Here is a 15461-nt window from a genome sequence, read left to right as displayed (position 1 = left end):
TTATGGAATCAGTTCAAGCTATAAAACAACGTTTTGGAATCATTGGCAACGATGCTGTTTTAAATCGTGCCATAGAAAAAGCAATACAAGTTGCACCAACAGATATTTCGGTGTTAGTTACCGGAGAATCTGGGGTTGGTAAAGAAAGTATTCCAAAAATAATACATCAGCTTTCACATAGAAAGCATGGGAAATACATAGCAGTAAACTGTGGCGCTATTCCAGAAGGAACTATTGATAGTGAACTATTCGGTCACGAAAAAGGTGCTTTTACAGGTGCTACACAAACACGTTCAGGTTATTTTGAAGTAGCAGATGGAGGTACTATTTTCTTAGATGAAGTTGGCGAATTACCACTAACAACTCAAGTACGTTTATTACGTGTTTTGGAAAATGGAGAATTTATAAAAGTAGGTTCGAGTAAAGTTCAAAAAACAAATGTTCGTATTGTAGCAGCCACAAATATGGATATGTTTGATGCTATAAAAAAGGAAAAGTTTAGAGAAGATTTGTATTATAGACTAAGTACAATTGATATTCATTTACCGCCTTTAAGGGATCGCAAAGAAGACATTCATTTATTATTCCGAAAGTTTGCCAGTGATTTTGCCCTTAAATACAAAATGCCTACAATTAAGCTTAGCGATGATGCTATCGCTATGCTTTTAAAATATCGTTGGAGTGGAAATATTAGACAGTTACGAAATGTTGCAGAACAAATTTCTGTTCTAGAACACAAACGAGAAATATCTGCCGATATTTTAAGACATTATTTACCAGATAATGGTCAAAATTTACCTGCTGTTATTAGCTCTGCTAAGAAAGAAAGTGATTTTAGTAACGAACGAGAAATACTTTATAAAGTATTGTTCGACATGAAAAGCGATTTGAATGACTTGAAGAAACTCACCATGGAACTCATGCAAAAAGGGAACACTCAAGATGTTCAAAAAGATAATCAAGGGCTAATACAAAAAATTTATGGTGAAGATGATGAGACTAAAAAAGAAGAGCTGGAAGTCCTATCGTTACCAGAAGAAAGTACACAGCCAGTTGAAATAGTAAATACGCAAGATAAATACCACTTTGCCGAAGAGATCGAAGAAGAAGAAACCTTGTCGCTTCATGACAAAGAGTTAGAATTAATAAAAAAATCTTTAGAACGTCACAACGGAAAGCGTAAATTAGCAGCTGCTGAACTTGGTATAAGTGAACGTACTTTATATAGAAAAATAAAACAGTTTGATTTGTAATTGTTGTTTTAGAATTTGAAATTTAATAAAACATTATGAAGGCAGTAGAAATATTTATGATCCGTAAATCGTTTGCACGTAATAGCTCTGAAAAAATCAAACAGGAAGCAGAAGATTTAGTAAACGAAAAGCATTATCAAGGATACCGATTAATAAGTGTAGATTTTGATATTGCAGATAATGCTGGCTATATTTATGCGTTTATTACTATGAAACGACCTAACACGTATTAAATGAAATATTTAAAATATTCATTTCTATTAGTTTTATTGACAACTCTACAAAGCTGTTGGAAATACTCCTTTACTTCGGTTTCAATTTCCGAAAACACGAAGACGTTTCAAGTCAATTATTTTCAAAATAATGCACCGTTAATAGAGCCAGGTTTAGAGCGGGATTTTAAAATAGCTCTTGAAGAAATTATATTAAACCAAACAAAACTAGATTTAGTAAAATCTAATGGCGACCTCGTTTACGAAGGAGAAATAGTGGAGTATCGCATCTCTCCTACTACAGCCACTGCAAACAATACTGCTGCTCAAAACCGTTTAACAATCGCTGTAAAAGTTCATTTTTATGATAAAAATGATCCTGAAGCTGAGTTTGACCAACGTTTCTCATTTTATTTTGATTATGCAGGAAGCGCACAATTAGTTGGTAGCCAAAAAGACACCGCAATAGCTGAAATATTTGAACGCATCACACAAGATGTTGTAAATGCATCATTATCATCAAACTGGTAAAAAATGAACACCACTAATTTCACAAACTTATTACAACAACCTCAGCAAATTCCTGCTGATCAAGTAAGTGATGTTAGAGCTATTATTGATGAATTTCCATACTTTCAATCAGCAAGAGCTATCTACCTTAAAGGGCTAAAAGACCAAGGTAGTTTTAAATACAATCAAGAGCTAAAAACAACTGCAGCTTACACAACAGATAGAAGTATTTTATTCGATTTTATAACCTCTGATGAATTTCAACAGAACGAAATTTCAGAGCATATAAAAAAGAATATTGCACATTTAAAAGATATTGAAGTCAACGATATTGAAGATATATCGGTTAATAAAAGTATGGTTATTGATGAAACCTTAAAACAACACATTAAGGACACTGAGCCAACAATACGCCCAGATCTCTTTGAAGAGAAACAAGAGTTAATTCCTCAAGAAGAGATGATTAAAGTAGATGTTCCAAACATCGAGAAAACACCAGAAGAAATTCTAGAGGTTGGCAAACCCTTAACCTTCGACAAACATGAGGTACATTCCTTTGGAGAATGGTTAAAAATTACAAGTTTCAAACCAATTATTAGAGAGCAAGATGAAGCAGACAATACGGTTGAACTTGAAGAAGACACCAAAACCAAAAAGTTTGAATTAATAGACAAGTTTATTGCTACAAGTCCAAAGATACAGCCAATAAAAAAGGACGCACCAATTCAAAATATTGCTCAGTCACAAATGATACAACCTGAATCCTTAATGACTGAAACATTAGCACGAATTTATGTTGAGCAAAAAAACTACGACAAGGCCATTCAATCTTATAAAATTTTAAGTTTGAAATATCCAGAAAAAAGTGGTTTCTTTGCAGACCAAATTCAAGCAATAAAAGAAATACAAGAACAAAACAATAAATAGTAATGAGCACGTTTTCAATATTTTTAATACTTATCGTTATAGTAGCGTTCCTATTAGTAGTAGTAGTAATGGTACAAAACCCAAAAGGTGGAGGATTATCATCTTCATTTGGTGGAGGTGGCACTCAGCAATTAGGTGGTGTAAAAAAGACTTCAGACTTTTTAGATAAAAGTACTTGGGCCTTAGCAACTTTATTAATTGCTTTAATTTTACTTTCGAATGTAGCAATTAGTGGTGGAGGTGCAACTACCGAGTCTAAAGCTTTAGATCAAGATGCGACAACATCTCAGCCTCTTCCAACTACAACGACACCTGTTGAAACTCCTGCTAACCCAGCAGGCAACGATACAACAAATTAGTATGCTGTTATATATAATAAAAAATGCCAACTTAAACAGTTGGCATTTTTTGTTTCTGAAAGTTTGTCAGTCATATTTTATTGGCACAATTTTAGAACAACGCTTTAGCGTTAATTTTAATTATTAATTTAAAAAATCATAAAAAATGGCTTTAAACATTAAACCATTAGCAGATAGAGTTCTAATAGAACCATTAGAAGCAGAAACTACTACAGCCTCAGGAATTATTATTCCAGATAACGCAAAAGAAAAACCACAAAAAGGAACAGTTATAGCTGTTGGCAAAGGCACAAAGGATGAGCCAATGACAGTAAAAAAGCATGACACTGTACTTTATGGAAAATATGCTGGTACAGAGTTAAAACTAGATGGTAAAGACTATTTAATTATGCGAGAAAGTGATATTCTGGCAATTGTATAAATATTAAAAAACGAACAAATGGCAAAAGATATAAAATTTGATATAGAAGCACGCGATGGTCTAAAACGTGGCGTTGATGCATTAGCAAATGCAGTAAAAGTAACTTTAGGACCAAAAGGTCGTAATGTAATTATTAGCAAAAGTTTTGGTGCTCCTCAAGTCACAAAAGATGGTGTAACTGTTGCAAAAGAAGTTGAGCTTGAAAATGAGCTTGAAAACATGGGAGCTCAAATGGTAAAAGAAGTTGCTTCTAAAACCAATGATTTAGCAGGTGACGGAACAACAACGGCTACTGTTTTAGCACAAGCTATTGTAAAAGAAGGCTTGAAAAATGTTGCTGCAGGTGCAAACCCAATGGATTTAAAACGTGGTATTGACAAAGCAGTAGAGGCAATTTCTAAGGACTTGGAAAAACAAGCAAAGAAAGTTGGAAACTCATCAGACAAAATAAAGCAAGTGGCTTCTATTTCGGCAAATAACGACGATGTTATTGGAGATTTAATTGCAACTGCATTTGGAAAAGTTGGTAAAGAAGGTGTCATTACTGTTGAAGAAGCTAAAGGGACAGACACTTATGTAGATGTTGTTGAAGGAATGCAATTTGATAGAGGTTATTTATCTCCTTACTTTGTGACTGATGCTGATAAAATGATTGCAGATATGGAAAATCCATACATTTTATTATTTGATAAAAAAATATCTAACCTACAAGAGATTCTTCCAATACTAGAACCAGTAGCACAATCTGGTCGTCCATTATTGATTATAGCCGAAGATGTTGATGGTCAAGCCTTAGCTACTCTTGTAGTAAACAAATTAAGAGGCGGACTTAAAATTGCAGCTGTAAAAGCGCCTGGATTTGGAGACAGACGTAAAGCAATGTTAGAAGATATCGCCATTTTAACTGGTGGTACTGTAATTTCTGAAGAAAGAGGATTTTCATTAGAAAATGCTGACTTGAGTATGCTTGGTACTGCTGAAACAGTAACAGTTGACAAAGACAATACGACCATTGTAAATGGTGAAGGAAAAGCAACCGATATAAAGGCTAGAGTAAATCAAATTAAGGCTCAAATTGAAACAACTACGTCTGATTATGACAAAGAAAAACTTCAAGAACGTTTAGCTAAATTAGCTGGAGGTGTTGCTGTATTGTATGTTGGTGCTGCTAGCGAAGTGGAAATGAAAGAGAAAAAAGATAGAGTTGACGATGCATTACACGCCACAAGAGCAGCTGTAGAAGAAGGCATTGTTGCAGGTGGTGGTGTTGCTTTAGTAAGAGCAAAATCATTATTAGAAAAAATTACTACCGAAAATCTAGATGAAGTTACTGGAATACAAATTGTAGCACGTGCAATTGAAGCACCTTTACGAACCATTGTTGAAAATGCAGGAGGTGAAGGTAGCGTTGTAGTAGCTAAAGTAATGGAAGGTAAAAAAGACTTTGGTTTTGACGCTAAAACCGAAACATATGTCGATATGCTTAAAGCTGGAATTATTGATCCTAAAAAAGTAACTCGTATCGCATTAGAAAACGCAGCTTCGGTTGCTGGAATGATTTTAACTACAGAGTGCGCTTTAGTTGATATTAAAGAAGATACTCCTGCAACAATGCCGCCAATGGGAGGCGGAATGCCAGGAATGATGTAAGAGACACATTAGTAAATTAATATAGATAAACGCTTCAATACTATTGGAGCGTTTTTTTATGGTTGATATATTTCTGGTTCAGGATAAAAGGCTCCAATAGCAAACCAATAGCTAACAACTGAATTTGCAGGAGCTAAGTATGCTCCAAGGTTTCCAGAAATAACATCCCCAAAAGCACTTCTTACAGTGCCTAAGCTGTCTTTAAAAAACCCTCCTGAACCACTCAATTCATATTCAAAAGTAAGCCCTACATTATCTTGGCTTAATTCAAATGAGTTTAAAATATGTTCATCTCCTACTATAAGATATTTTTTATTATTAAATGTATCTATTATCGCATTTCCTCCTATAAAATCTTCAAATTGATAGACTTTAGATTTATCTTCATCAATAATAGCATATACTCTTTTTTTATTTAGCAACCTTCTGTCATGAGGCGCTGGAAGAAAAAGGAAATAATTATCATTTGTCTTATAGTCCCCATAAGGATATACCTCATAATTTCTTGAAAACCCAGTATCTTCACTTAGCACCAATGTTTCAGGGTATAGTTTTTTCCATGTTTTCCAATCTGTCTCAACAACATTAAATAAGGTTGGTCTTTCACCAACCAAATCACCATTTACACATTGCAACTTTAATTGTGACCACAAGCTTTCCGTTTTTCTATCGTACATCAATAAATTAGAATTGTATAACAAACCTGAAACACCAAAAGTGTCTTCTGGATTTTCAGAAGCTCTTCCCCAAGCAAATGCCGTTCCTGTTAGAGGACAATAGGATAATGCAATTGGGTCGTTTCCGACCACATCATTAACTACTTCATGCCAATCTAGTATGTAATGAGGATAAGCTTTAGCTTCTCCTTCAAAATAAATCCCTACCACCAAATCATCATCTTCAAGGCCTACAGGATCGCTTATGAATATTGGGTTATCAATAGACGGAATTCCATCTTTTCCAGAACCTCCATCTTTAATTTCTCGTCGAGAGATTAACCATTCCTCCTGACCTTCTAAAGATATACCTTCTCCTTGATTAGATATACTTGCTTTATCACAAGAATAAACAATTGTAAAAATTAATATTAATAAGCTTACTTTTTTCATAGTTATTCTAGTTAATTAAACAATGTTTGTCTCGCCTCAAATTTAAAAATTAGACCAGTAGTTATTCTATATGTTGGTGCTAATTGAGTCCCATCAACATTACTAACAATTGGTAATTCAGCCCTTGTTGAAAAAGTAATGCTAGGTGTTATATCTATTGCAAGATTCGGAATTATTGACACAAACTTCCCTCCAGTGTTATCTAACGAAAACACATCTAATTCATCTTTAACTGCGTTTCTATACTTTAAAGACAAACTGGGTGAAATTAAGGTTTTAAGAGCAACGAAGACATCTGAAAAACTTAGATACGATAAAAATTCGTTACCAAATTTATAGCTAGTGTTTCCATAGTATGAATTATTGACTCCTGTTGCTCGATAAAGAATCCTTCCGCCTATTTGAAAAGATGGTCTAAAATCAAAGCTTTTCCCCATCGACATTAAATAAATAACATCCCAAGTATTGCTTCCTGGTTGTAAGTCGGCATTTAAAACAATGCCTTCATCACTTTTTTCGGTAGTAGATCCAAGAGGAATTTTTGTCCCAACACCAATATTAAACTCTAAATTTTTAATTTTCTTTGGCTGATATCTATACATTGCAAGCAATACAGCATCTCCTATCCCTGAAGTTTGATCTAAGTTTTCGTTGCCAAATTGTGTGATTGTTCTTCGTTGGTTAACATAGGTAAACAAGCCTTCTATAGATACATTATTGAAAACAGAATAATTAACATTTAGTAATGCTGAATGTGTCACTCTCAACCTAGAATCATCATCAAGTTTTTCCTTACCAAAATTTAAAGTATTAAGATTATTATAATCGTAATTAATGCCAATTTGCAAACTCCCTTTACTCAGTGTTGGCAATCCTATATTATTTGATAATGGAATTCCACCTGAACAACATGTTTGCGCATAGCTGAAAGAAGATATTAATACTAAACAAATTAATATTAGTTTTGAATTCATTTGGTGGTTTATTCCTAAAAAGTCGCATAATAATTCAATTCCTTACTTTTTAATCATAAAAAAAGCACTTAGTTTTTACTAAGTGCTTTTTCATTCATTTGTAAATTAAATTAATCTTTATCATTATCTTCAGAGTGATTTTCATCCTTATCACCCTCAACTTTCTTTAAAGCCATTTTGCAAACAGGACAATTTCCTTCTTCATCATATGTTTTACCTTCTTCACAATCCATTGGGCATTGGTAAATGTCGTTCATAGCCATATCAGCGTCACTTGCTGCATTGCTTTCTTGCATTTCAGTTTCTTCGCTTTGTTCTTTTTTTTCTCCTTTACAAGATACTAAAACTGTACTTGCACTTAGCATTAATGCTAAAATTAATAGTGTTTTTTTCATTGTTATTTAATTTTTGGTTTTTGTTTCGTTTTCGTGATCTTTTTTTACGTCTTCATCGCGGTATTTACAACAAGGATGAACACTGTTATAAGCTTCGTCTGTAGCTTTAAGTTCTTTAGTATCATGACCTACAGCTACAATATTTTTTCTAATAGCATCTAAATTTGTTTTACGCTCGTCGAAAATTAATTTAAGTTCGTGAGTTTTTACATCCCAAACTGCCGATTTCACACCCTTAGTTTTTACACTGGCTTTTTCTATTCGCTCTTTACACATTAAGCAAACTCCATCCACTTCAAGTGATGCCTTTGCATTTTTGTTTTGTGCAAATGATGTTACTCCAAGTAACATAATTGTTAATACTAATACTTTTTTCATTTTTAATTTATTTTTAATCTTAAACCTGCATAATAGTTACTTCCAAAAATTGGACCATAAACAAATGTAGTATCAAAACTACTACTAAATGGATTATCAGCAGCAACTACTGGGTTATTTTGTTTTACATTTGTGATGTTTTCACCTCCTAAATATACTTCAAATTTATTAGAAAACACTTTAGTGACTTGTGCATTAAGTGTTTCTAAACTATTTGAATAATCAGGAAGTTGATACTGAATTGGATTATTTTGTGTTGATGAAAAACGTTGCTTACTTAACCTATTAAATGTTGCGTCAAACTTCCATCTAGAATTGTTTTTTACTTTAGTCATATAAGAGACATTTGCAAATAACCGATGCTTTGGCGTTAATGGTTTTTCGAATTTCCCTGAATTATATTGGGTTTTCACATCATAAAATTTATACGCCAATCTTACATCTAAACCTTCTGATATATTGTAATTAAATTCTGTTTGAAAACTATTGGCATAACTATCACCTTCTAAGTTATAAAAACTAACCTCCTGTGAGTTTTCATAATCTACTACTACTTGGTTTTTAAAATCTGTTCTATAAAAATCAAACGTTATATCTGCTTTTTGTCCAAAAAGATTAAACCCTTGTAGGTAAGACACGCCAAAATTCCATGCAACTTCCGGATCTAATCCGTAAATATCACCATCAGTATCAACAAGATTTATAACTCTAGAGGTTGCAAACATTTTTTGGTTTTCAGCAAAAATATTAGCACTTCGCTTCCCTCTTCCAATAGAAGCTCTAAACGCCGATTTTTCCCAAGGCGTATATCTTAGATGAATTCTAGGTGTTATAAATGTACCTAGTAAATTACTATGATCTACTCGTACTCCAGCTGTTAAATTTAAAGCTTCTAAATTATCATAAGCATATTCAAAAAATGCGCCAACGGAGTTTTCATTTCTTGCAAAGTTATTCATGTTTACGTCTTCATCATAAACATCACTAGCATAACTAATTCCTGTTTTTACTTTATGCCTAGAATCGCTTATAATGGAATTATACACCACATTTGCATAAAAACTATTGTGTTTAATATTGTATGCATTCAATCCGAAGTATGACTCTTGCTCATGATTACTATAAGCTAATTGCACACCTAGCTTTTGGTATGGAATTTCTGGATTCACATAGCCAAACTTACCAGACACATCAATACGTTTGGTATCTATTTCACTACCCCAAGCATTAGTGGTCAACTTATCTGTTTTAGGGTTAAAATTTACCTGTCCTGATTGCTTCTCATCGTCTAGATATCGAACATTTAAAAAACTCACAAAGCCTTTTTCATTATCAATATACTGCCAACGATTCATCACATTAATTTGATGATACAAAGGCATATCTAAAAAACCGTCATCGTTTACATCATGCTTTTTGTTATGCGTGTTTCCATGAAGATATAATCCTGTTGACCATTTTTCACTGACTTTCGTGTTTAAGTGCGTATTAAGTTCTACACGCTCGCTTCCTGCAGCAAATAGGTTAACAAAAAGTTTATCGTCTGTTAAAGGTTTTTTTAATTCTGCATTTATTTGTCCTGCAATGCTTTCGAAACCATTAACAGCACTTCCTGCACCTTTTGTGATTTGAATACTCTCTACCCAAGTTCCAGGAATAAAACTTAAACCATAGGCTTGGGACGCACCTCTTATAGACGGCACATTTTCGGTTGTAATTAATATATAAGGACTTGTTAAACCAAGCATTTTTATTTGCCGTGTTCCAGATACCGCATCGGCAAAATTGACGTCTATGGAAGGGTTGGTTTCAAAACTTTCCGATAGATTACAGCAAGCAGCTTTCAACAGCTCTTCACTACTCACATTAATCACATTTTGCGACGCAAAATATGATGTTGCCATAGCTTTGTTTCTACCTCTAATAGTAACTTCATCTAAGTTTGACGATGGGTTCAGCCAATGTTCCACCATTTTATTACTGGTAATCGTTATAGTATCGGTTGTAAAACCAACATAACTTATGACTAGTTTTTTGTATTCCTTTTTATAAGGAACACTAAATTTTCCATCAATATCAGTAACATCGCCAACTGTACTATTAAGCCAATACACATTTGCTCCTGGCAAAGGTATTTGCTCGTTTTTTTCGTTTGCTTCAAAAATTATTCCTTTAAGTTCTTCTTGTGAAAACATAAAGATTGGCATTAAAAGCAGTATGTATATAATACGTTTCAAAGTATATTTTTTTCTAATAGTTTATGATTTGAGAATTTCGCATTGAAATCAATGCACTAAATATTGCTAGAAGTTATAGCAAAATACTATTAAAAAAATATCAGATTAAAAATACTTGATCCATGATTTGCCTATCAGTGACCAAGTTTGGAGGAGAATAATCTTTATGAGGTATTACTAATTGAGGTAATCCTTTAAAAAGATTACTGTATGAATGCGTAAAAGAGGCAACAAAAATTTGTTGTTCTAAATCTAAATCATCAAAAACCTTTACAAGTAATTCACTTTGACCTTCAATAACAGATATTTCATTTTTACAACAGCTTTTTTTTGTGTAATCAGTATTATTTGTGTTAATGCCACTACAATCTTCTGCTCCAGTAAAAACAGCTACATCTATTAGAGCATCACCACAAAAATGCTTTTCAACTTTAAAAGACACTGTAGAGCACAACACAATAAGAGCGAGACTTAGTGAAAAAATTTTATGAAATATTTGCTTTATCATTATCATAGATGTCAGCAAAGATATAAAAACTAAAAATAAGCTTTGCTTTTTTACAAACATTAACGTCTTATTTTATTGTAGTAAAAGGCTGGCAATAGCACTACCAAAATTAAAGGCTGAATTAAAAACCTACGAATATTAAAAAACAAGTAATACTCTTCTTGCTTTGGGTTTATTACAAAATATAGAAACGCAGCTAACAGAAATAAATATGCAATTCCATAAATAATAACCGAAAACTTTACAACACTTTTATCCTTAAAAACAACATATAAAATGCCTAAGGAAATCACAGTATTTAAAACATATCTTAACGTTGTAAAAAGCGTAAGTTTTAAAGCTTCGCGTCTTGGTGAATCGATATACAAATAATCGTTTTCAAAAAACTGTAAATACGGATCGTAAAACAAATAATCTTCAAAATATCGTATCAACGCCAACAAAAGAATCAATACAAAAACGAATATGTATTTTGACCACTTATGCATCTTGTTTTTTTAACTTAGCAAAACGATTTACCCAAACCATCCACAATAAAAACACCATACCATAAATAATTAATGGGAAGATTATATTATGCAAAATATCACGTCGCCAAGGGTAATGAAATAAACCTATAGATAGTATTACTATTCTAAATAAGTTAACCGCATAAATCAATACACTTCCAGCTAAAAGATAAATAATAGTTGGTTTTATTCTTCCAGCAAAAGCAATGATAAACGAGATAAATAAAATAATAATACTAATGGAATTACAGCCTTCAATAACCCTTGCAACGTATTTGTTATTTATAATTAACTTCATAGATGGCTCATCTGGATGCGCTTCAATTGAAGCTTCATAACCTAGCGAGTCCAAAAGTGACTCACTTTGTTTAGCAGTGAGATTTGTGACATAATCGGGGTAAAATTTTGAGCCATCGGAATAATCTAAATACAGTTTATAAGCAAACGATAAAACAGCATACACCAACACAAATGTTAGAATGAATTTTATAACCGATTTATATTTTACTAAAAGTGCTTGCAAATTGATTTGATTTTTAAATACTTTTACAAAAAATTACAATATGGAACTAAAGGCTCTCGAACCAAAAATAATCGAAATTGTTTCAAACACCAATGAAACTGTAGAAAATCGGTTGTATAACATCTGTAAGTTATTAGAATCTAATATTAACTACTATAATTGGGTTGGTTTTTATTTTAAAAATGGTGACAAAGAAGAGCTAAAACTAGGTCCTTATGTAGGTGAACCAACAGACCATACTATTATTCCGTTTGGAAAAGGTATTTGCGGACAAGTAGCAGTAAGCAATGAAAATTTTGTAGTACCAGACGTTGCTGCACAAGATAACTACATAGCATGCAGTATTACTGTAAAAGCAGAAATTGTAGTACCCATTTTTGTTAATGGTGAAAATATTGGACAAATAGATATTGACTCAAATACTCCTGACCCTTTTACTGAAGCTGATGAACGTTTCTTGGAGTTTATTTGTAAGCAGGTTTCAAGTATTTTAAAATAACATGGAAAATGTTATTTTTTTAATTGTCGGACTGATTCTTTTTTTCATTGGAAATAAAAAGAGCCAGAAATATGAAAAAAATATTGATTCTCAAAAAAAGGAAATACTAAGAATATTTCAATCTCATATAGTTTTACTGGTTACTGGGAGCATTTTAGTTCTAGCATCTATACTTATGATGTTATCTTATTTTTTTTGTTAACAACTTTCCTATTTAGTTAAAAAATCATCTTCTTTTCAAGAGGTCTTTGTCTCCATTTTTTGCTTTTAATTGCTACTTTTGCCTTTTGAAACACAACACACTAAAATGAGCGACAACAAAACCATTAAATCTGCACTTATTTCCGTTTTTAGTAAAGACGGTTTAGCACCAATTGTAAATAAATTAAACGAGCAAGGAGTTACTATATACTCTACTGGTGGCACACAAAAATTCATTAATGATTTAGGAATTAACGTAGTGCCTGCAGAAGACATCACGTCTTACCCTTCTATTCTTGGAGGGCGTGTTAAAACCTTACATCCAAAAATATTTGGTGGTATTTTAAATCGTCAAGACAATGCTCAAGATGTTGCAGAATTAGTGGAGTTTGAAATCCCTCAAATTGATTGTGTGATTGTTGACTTATATCCTTTTGAAAAAACTGTAGCTTCTGGAGCAAGCAACCAAGATATCATTGAAAAAATAGATATTGGTGGTATTTCATTAATTCGAGCTGCTGCTAAAAATTATAAAGATGTGATTTGTGTATCATCTGTTAATGATTACCAAGAGTTTTTAGATTTAATTTCTGAAAATAATGGTGTGACTACAGAAGAAAACAGAAAGCATTTTGCAGCAAAATCGTTTAATGTGTCTTCGCATTATGATACTGCTATTTTTAATTATTTTAATAAAAACCACGAAATTGCATCATTAAAATTTAGTGAGACCAAAGGCCAAGTGTTGCGTTATGGTGAAAATCCGCATCAAAAAGGATTTTTCTTTGGTGATTTTGAAGCGATGTTCGACAAACTTCACGGCAAAGAATTAAGCTATAACAATCTGCTAGATGTTGATGCAGCGGTTAATTTAATGAACGAATTTAAAGGTGATGCACCAACATTTGCCATTTTAAAACATAACAATGCTTGTGGTTTGGCACAAAGAAACACCATTCATCAAGCGTATGTTGATGCTTTGGCAGGTGACCCTGTTTCTGCTTTTGGAGGAATTTTAATTAGCAATACTGAAATTGATGTTGCTACTGCAAATGAGATTCATAAGTTATTCTGTGAAGTGGTAATTGCTCCTTCTTTTTCAAATGAAGCTTTAGAAATATTAAAAGGCAAAAAGAATAGAATTCTTTTAGTTCAAAAAGATATTGAATTACCTCAAACCACAGTGAGAACTTGTTTAAATGGTGCCTTAGTTCAGTTTAGAGATAACATTACAGATTCTCGTGATATGCTGACGACTGCTACAAATAACTCACCTTCTGAAGCTGAACTTGAAGATTTACTATTTGCTTCAAAATTATGCAAACATACAAAGTCCAACACCATTGTTCTTGCAAAAAATAAGCAGTTATGTGCAAGTGGTACTGGACAAACAAGTCGTGTTGATGCTTTAAATCAAGCCATTCATAAAGCACAATCGTTTAATTTCGATCTAAAAGGTGCTGTTATGGCAAGTGATGCATTTTTTCCTTTTCCAGATTGTGTGGAAATTGCTGATAATGCAGGAATCACTGCTGTTATTCAACCTGGAGGTTCCATAAAAGACCAACTAAGTATTGATTATTGTAATGAGAATAATTTAACAATGGTAATGACTGGAACTAGACATTTTAAACACTAAATTTCAGCAGAAAATAAAGTCTGCTTTTTAGAAGTCTATTTTCATAATAATAACGTATATTTTATTACATTTACAATCAATCAGAATTTAATATTAACGACCCTCAGATAATTTACAATAGCACATGGGATTTTTTGATTTCTTAACCGAAGAAATAGCCATAGATTTAGGAACAGCAAACACACTTATTATTCACAACGATAAAGTAGTTGTAGATAGTCCATCGATAGTAGCCAGAGACCGAATTTCAGGAAAAATAATAGCAGTTGGTAAAGAAGCCAACTTAATGCAAGGAAAAACACACGAAAACATTAAAACGATTAGACCCTTAAAAGATGGTGTAATTGCCGATTTTGATGCTAGTGAGCAAATGATAAGCATGTTTATTAAAAATATTCCTGCTTTGAAAAAGAAATTATTCGCTCCTGCATTACGTATGGTGGTTTGTATTCCTTCTGGAATTACCGAAGTAGAAATGCGAGCTGTAAAAGAATCGTGTGAGCGTGTTAATGGTAAAGAAGTGTATTTAATTCACGAACCAATGGCAGCAGCTATTGGTATTGGTGTTGATATTATGCAACCAAAAGGAAACATGATTGTTGATATAGGTGGTGGTACTACCGAAATTGCAGTGATTGCGCTTGGTGGAATTGTTTGTGACAAATCGGTCAAAGTTGCTGGTGATGTATTTACAAATGATATTATTTATTACATGCGAACGCAACATAACTTATATGTTGGTGATAGAACTGCTGAAAAAATAAAAATTCAGATTGGTGCAGCAACAGAAGATTTAGAGTTACCACCAGACGAAATGAGTGTGCAAGGGCGTGATTTACTAACTGGAAAGCCAAAACAGGTTAATATTTCCTATAGAGAAATTGCTAAAGCTTTAGACAAGTCCATTTTGCGTGTTGAAGATTCGGTTATGGAAACATTATCGCAAACGCCTCCAGAATTAGCAGCAGACATTTACAATACTGGAATTTACCTTGCAGGTGGAGGATCGATGCTTAGAGGCTTAGATAAGCGTTTATCCTTAAAAACAGATTTACCTGTGTACATTGCCGAAGACCCTTTAAGAGCAGTTGTAAGAGGAACTGGAATTGTACTAAAAAACCTTCCAAAGTTTAAAAGCGTATTGATTAAATAGAGCA

Annotated in this window: 18 protein-coding genes; 10 read left to right on the top strand and 8 right to left on the bottom strand. The window is 32.9% G+C overall.

Annotated elements, in window-relative coordinates; translation table 11 throughout:
• The first annotated feature begins 2 nt into the window (after window positions 1-2).
• The 7 genes from HB672_RS05170 to groL all read left to right on the top strand — a co-directional run bounded on the left by HB672_RS05170 (window position 3) and on the right by groL (window position 5332).
• Window positions 3-1253 carry a sigma-54 dependent transcriptional regulator gene (locus HB672_RS05170; protein WP_167608808.1) on the top strand — a complete coding sequence of 417 codons (1251 nt, stop codon included), beginning with the start codon at window positions 3-5 and terminating at the stop codon, window positions 1251-1253.
• A gap of 35 nt (window positions 1254-1288) precedes the next feature.
• Complete coding sequence (locus HB672_RS05165) at window positions 1289-1486, top strand: hypothetical protein (RefSeq protein ID WP_167608805.1); 198 nt, start codon at window positions 1289-1291, stop codon at window positions 1484-1486.
• A complete protein-coding gene (locus HB672_RS05160; RefSeq protein WP_167608801.1) occupies window positions 1487-1996 on the top strand; it encodes an LptE family protein in 510 nt (169 codons plus the stop codon).
• A 3-nt stretch (window positions 1997-1999) separates the two neighbouring features.
• Window positions 2000-2902 (top strand): hypothetical protein, encoded by a 903-nt coding sequence (locus tag HB672_RS05155; RefSeq protein WP_167608798.1) that lies wholly within the window; start codon window positions 2000-2002, stop codon window positions 2900-2902.
• 2 nt (window positions 2903-2904) lie between these two features.
• Window positions 2905-3261, top strand: a complete 357-nt coding sequence (secG, locus tag HB672_RS05150) for a preprotein translocase subunit SecG (RefSeq protein WP_167608795.1) — start codon at window positions 2905-2907, stop codon at window positions 3259-3261.
• Window positions 3262-3406: 145 nt separating this feature from the next.
• The gene (gene groES, locus HB672_RS05145; protein WP_167608792.1) at window positions 3407-3682 is read left to right on the top strand and encodes a co-chaperone GroES; all 276 of its coding nucleotides are present in this window, start codon (window positions 3407-3409) and stop codon (window positions 3680-3682) included.
• An 18-nt stretch (window positions 3683-3700) separates the two neighbouring features.
• Window positions 3701-5332 carry a chaperonin GroEL gene (gene groL, locus HB672_RS05140; protein WP_167608789.1) on the top strand — a complete coding sequence of 544 codons (1632 nt, stop codon included), beginning with the start codon at window positions 3701-3703 and terminating at the stop codon, window positions 5330-5332.
• Window positions 5333-5388: 56 nt separating this feature from the next.
• Here groL and HB672_RS05135 read toward each other — a convergent pair whose 3' ends face one another.
• From HB672_RS05135 to xrtF, 8 genes are all read right to left on the bottom strand, one after another.
• A complete protein-coding gene (locus tag HB672_RS05135; protein WP_167608786.1) occupies window positions 5389-6441 on the bottom strand; it encodes a DUF3179 domain-containing protein in 1053 nt (350 codons plus the stop codon).
• A gap of 11 nt (window positions 6442-6452) precedes the next feature.
• Complete coding sequence (locus HB672_RS05130; RefSeq protein ID WP_167608783.1) at window positions 6453-7415, bottom strand: hypothetical protein; 963 nt, start codon at window positions 7413-7415, stop codon at window positions 6453-6455.
• Between the two features lie 110 nt (window positions 7416-7525).
• Complete coding sequence (locus HB672_RS05125; RefSeq protein ID WP_167608780.1) at window positions 7526-7810, bottom strand: heavy metal-binding domain-containing protein; 285 nt, start codon at window positions 7808-7810, stop codon at window positions 7526-7528.
• Window positions 7811-7816: 6 nt separating this feature from the next.
• Entirely contained in the window at window positions 7817-8188 is a 372-nt protein-coding gene (locus tag HB672_RS05120; RefSeq protein WP_167608777.1) for a cation transporter, read from the bottom strand.
• 2 nt (window positions 8189-8190) lie between these two features.
• On the bottom strand, window positions 8191-10425 hold the full coding sequence (locus HB672_RS05115; protein ID WP_244306575.1) for a TonB-dependent receptor: 2235 nt from the start codon (window positions 10423-10425) through the stop codon (window positions 8191-8193).
• Window positions 10426-10525: 100 nt separating this feature from the next.
• Window positions 10526-10933, bottom strand: a complete 408-nt coding sequence (locus tag HB672_RS05110; RefSeq protein WP_167608774.1) for a hypothetical protein — start codon at window positions 10931-10933, stop codon at window positions 10526-10528.
• 59 nt (window positions 10934-10992) lie between these two features.
• The gene (locus HB672_RS05105) at window positions 10993-11421 is read right to left on the bottom strand and encodes an exosortase F system-associated protein (RefSeq protein WP_167608771.1); all 429 of its coding nucleotides are present in this window, start codon (window positions 11419-11421) and stop codon (window positions 10993-10995) included.
• Window positions 11414-11965, bottom strand: coding sequence for an exosortase family protein XrtF (gene xrtF, locus HB672_RS05100; protein WP_167608768.1), 552 nt, complete (start codon window positions 11963-11965; stop codon window positions 11414-11416). The genes HB672_RS05105 and xrtF overlap by 8 nt, the downstream gene beginning before the upstream one ends.
• A gap of 40 nt (window positions 11966-12005) precedes the next feature.
• On the opposite strand from xrtF, the gene HB672_RS05095 reads away from it, so the two are divergent.
• The 3 genes from HB672_RS05095 (at window position 12006) to HB672_RS05085 (ending at window position 15457) form a co-directional block, all read left to right on the top strand.
• Entirely contained in the window at window positions 12006-12464 is a 459-nt protein-coding gene (locus tag HB672_RS05095; RefSeq protein WP_167608766.1) for a GAF domain-containing protein, read from the top strand.
• A 307-nt stretch (window positions 12465-12771) separates the two neighbouring features.
• Entirely contained in the window at window positions 12772-14304 is a 1533-nt protein-coding gene (gene purH / locus HB672_RS05090) for a bifunctional phosphoribosylaminoimidazolecarboxamide formyltransferase/IMP cyclohydrolase (RefSeq protein WP_167608763.1), read from the top strand.
• 124 nt (window positions 14305-14428) lie between these two features.
• Window positions 14429-15457 carry a rod shape-determining protein gene (locus HB672_RS05085; protein ID WP_167608760.1) on the top strand — a complete coding sequence of 343 codons (1029 nt, stop codon included), beginning with the start codon at window positions 14429-14431 and terminating at the stop codon, window positions 15455-15457.
• Window positions 15458-15461: the final 4 nt, after the last annotated feature.

The organism is Gaetbulibacter sp. S0825, assembly GCF_011777505.1.
Classification (GTDB): Bacteria; Bacteroidota; Bacteroidia; order Flavobacteriales; family Flavobacteriaceae; genus Pontimicrobium.
This window is presented reverse-complemented; position numbering and strand designations above follow the sequence as displayed.

Coding starts and splice junctions, on each gene's coding strand:
- HB672_RS05170 (WP_167608808.1), top strand. CDS start 3: ATGGAATCAGTTCAAGCTATAAAACAACGTTTTGGAATCATTGGCAAC.
- HB672_RS05165 (WP_167608805.1), top strand. CDS start 1,289: ATGAAGGCAGTAGAAATATTTATGATCCGTAAATCGTTTGCACGTAAT.
- HB672_RS05160 (WP_167608801.1), top strand. CDS start 1,487: ATGAAATATTTAAAATATTCATTTCTATTAGTTTTATTGACAACTCTA.
- HB672_RS05155 (WP_167608798.1), top strand. CDS start 2,000: ATGAACACCACTAATTTCACAAACTTATTACAACAACCTCAGCAAATT.
- secG (WP_167608795.1), top strand. CDS start 2,905: ATGAGCACGTTTTCAATATTTTTAATACTTATCGTTATAGTAGCGTTC.
- groES (WP_167608792.1), top strand. CDS start 3,407: ATGGCTTTAAACATTAAACCATTAGCAGATAGAGTTCTAATAGAACCA.
- groL (WP_167608789.1), top strand. CDS start 3,701: ATGGCAAAAGATATAAAATTTGATATAGAAGCACGCGATGGTCTAAAA.
- HB672_RS05135 (WP_167608786.1), bottom strand. CDS start 6,441: ATGAAAAAAGTAAGCTTATTAATATTAATTTTTACAATTGTTTATTCT.
- HB672_RS05130 (WP_167608783.1), bottom strand. CDS start 7,415: ATGAATTCAAAACTAATATTAATTTGTTTAGTATTAATATCTTCTTTC.
- HB672_RS05125 (WP_167608780.1), bottom strand. CDS start 7,810: ATGAAAAAAACACTATTAATTTTAGCATTAATGCTAAGTGCAAGTACA.
- HB672_RS05120 (WP_167608777.1), bottom strand. CDS start 8,188: ATGAAAAAAGTATTAGTATTAACAATTATGTTACTTGGAGTAACATCA.
- HB672_RS05110 (WP_167608774.1), bottom strand. CDS start 10,933: ATGATAAAGCAAATATTTCATAAAATTTTTTCACTAAGTCTCGCTCTT.
- HB672_RS05105 (WP_167608771.1), bottom strand. CDS start 11,421: ATGCATAAGTGGTCAAAATACATATTCGTTTTTGTATTGATTCTTTTG.
- HB672_RS05095 (WP_167608766.1), top strand. CDS start 12,006: ATGGAACTAAAGGCTCTCGAACCAAAAATAATCGAAATTGTTTCAAAC.
- purH (WP_167608763.1), top strand. CDS start 12,772: ATGAGCGACAACAAAACCATTAAATCTGCACTTATTTCCGTTTTTAGT.
- HB672_RS05085 (WP_167608760.1), top strand. CDS start 14,429: ATGGGATTTTTTGATTTCTTAACCGAAGAAATAGCCATAGATTTAGGA.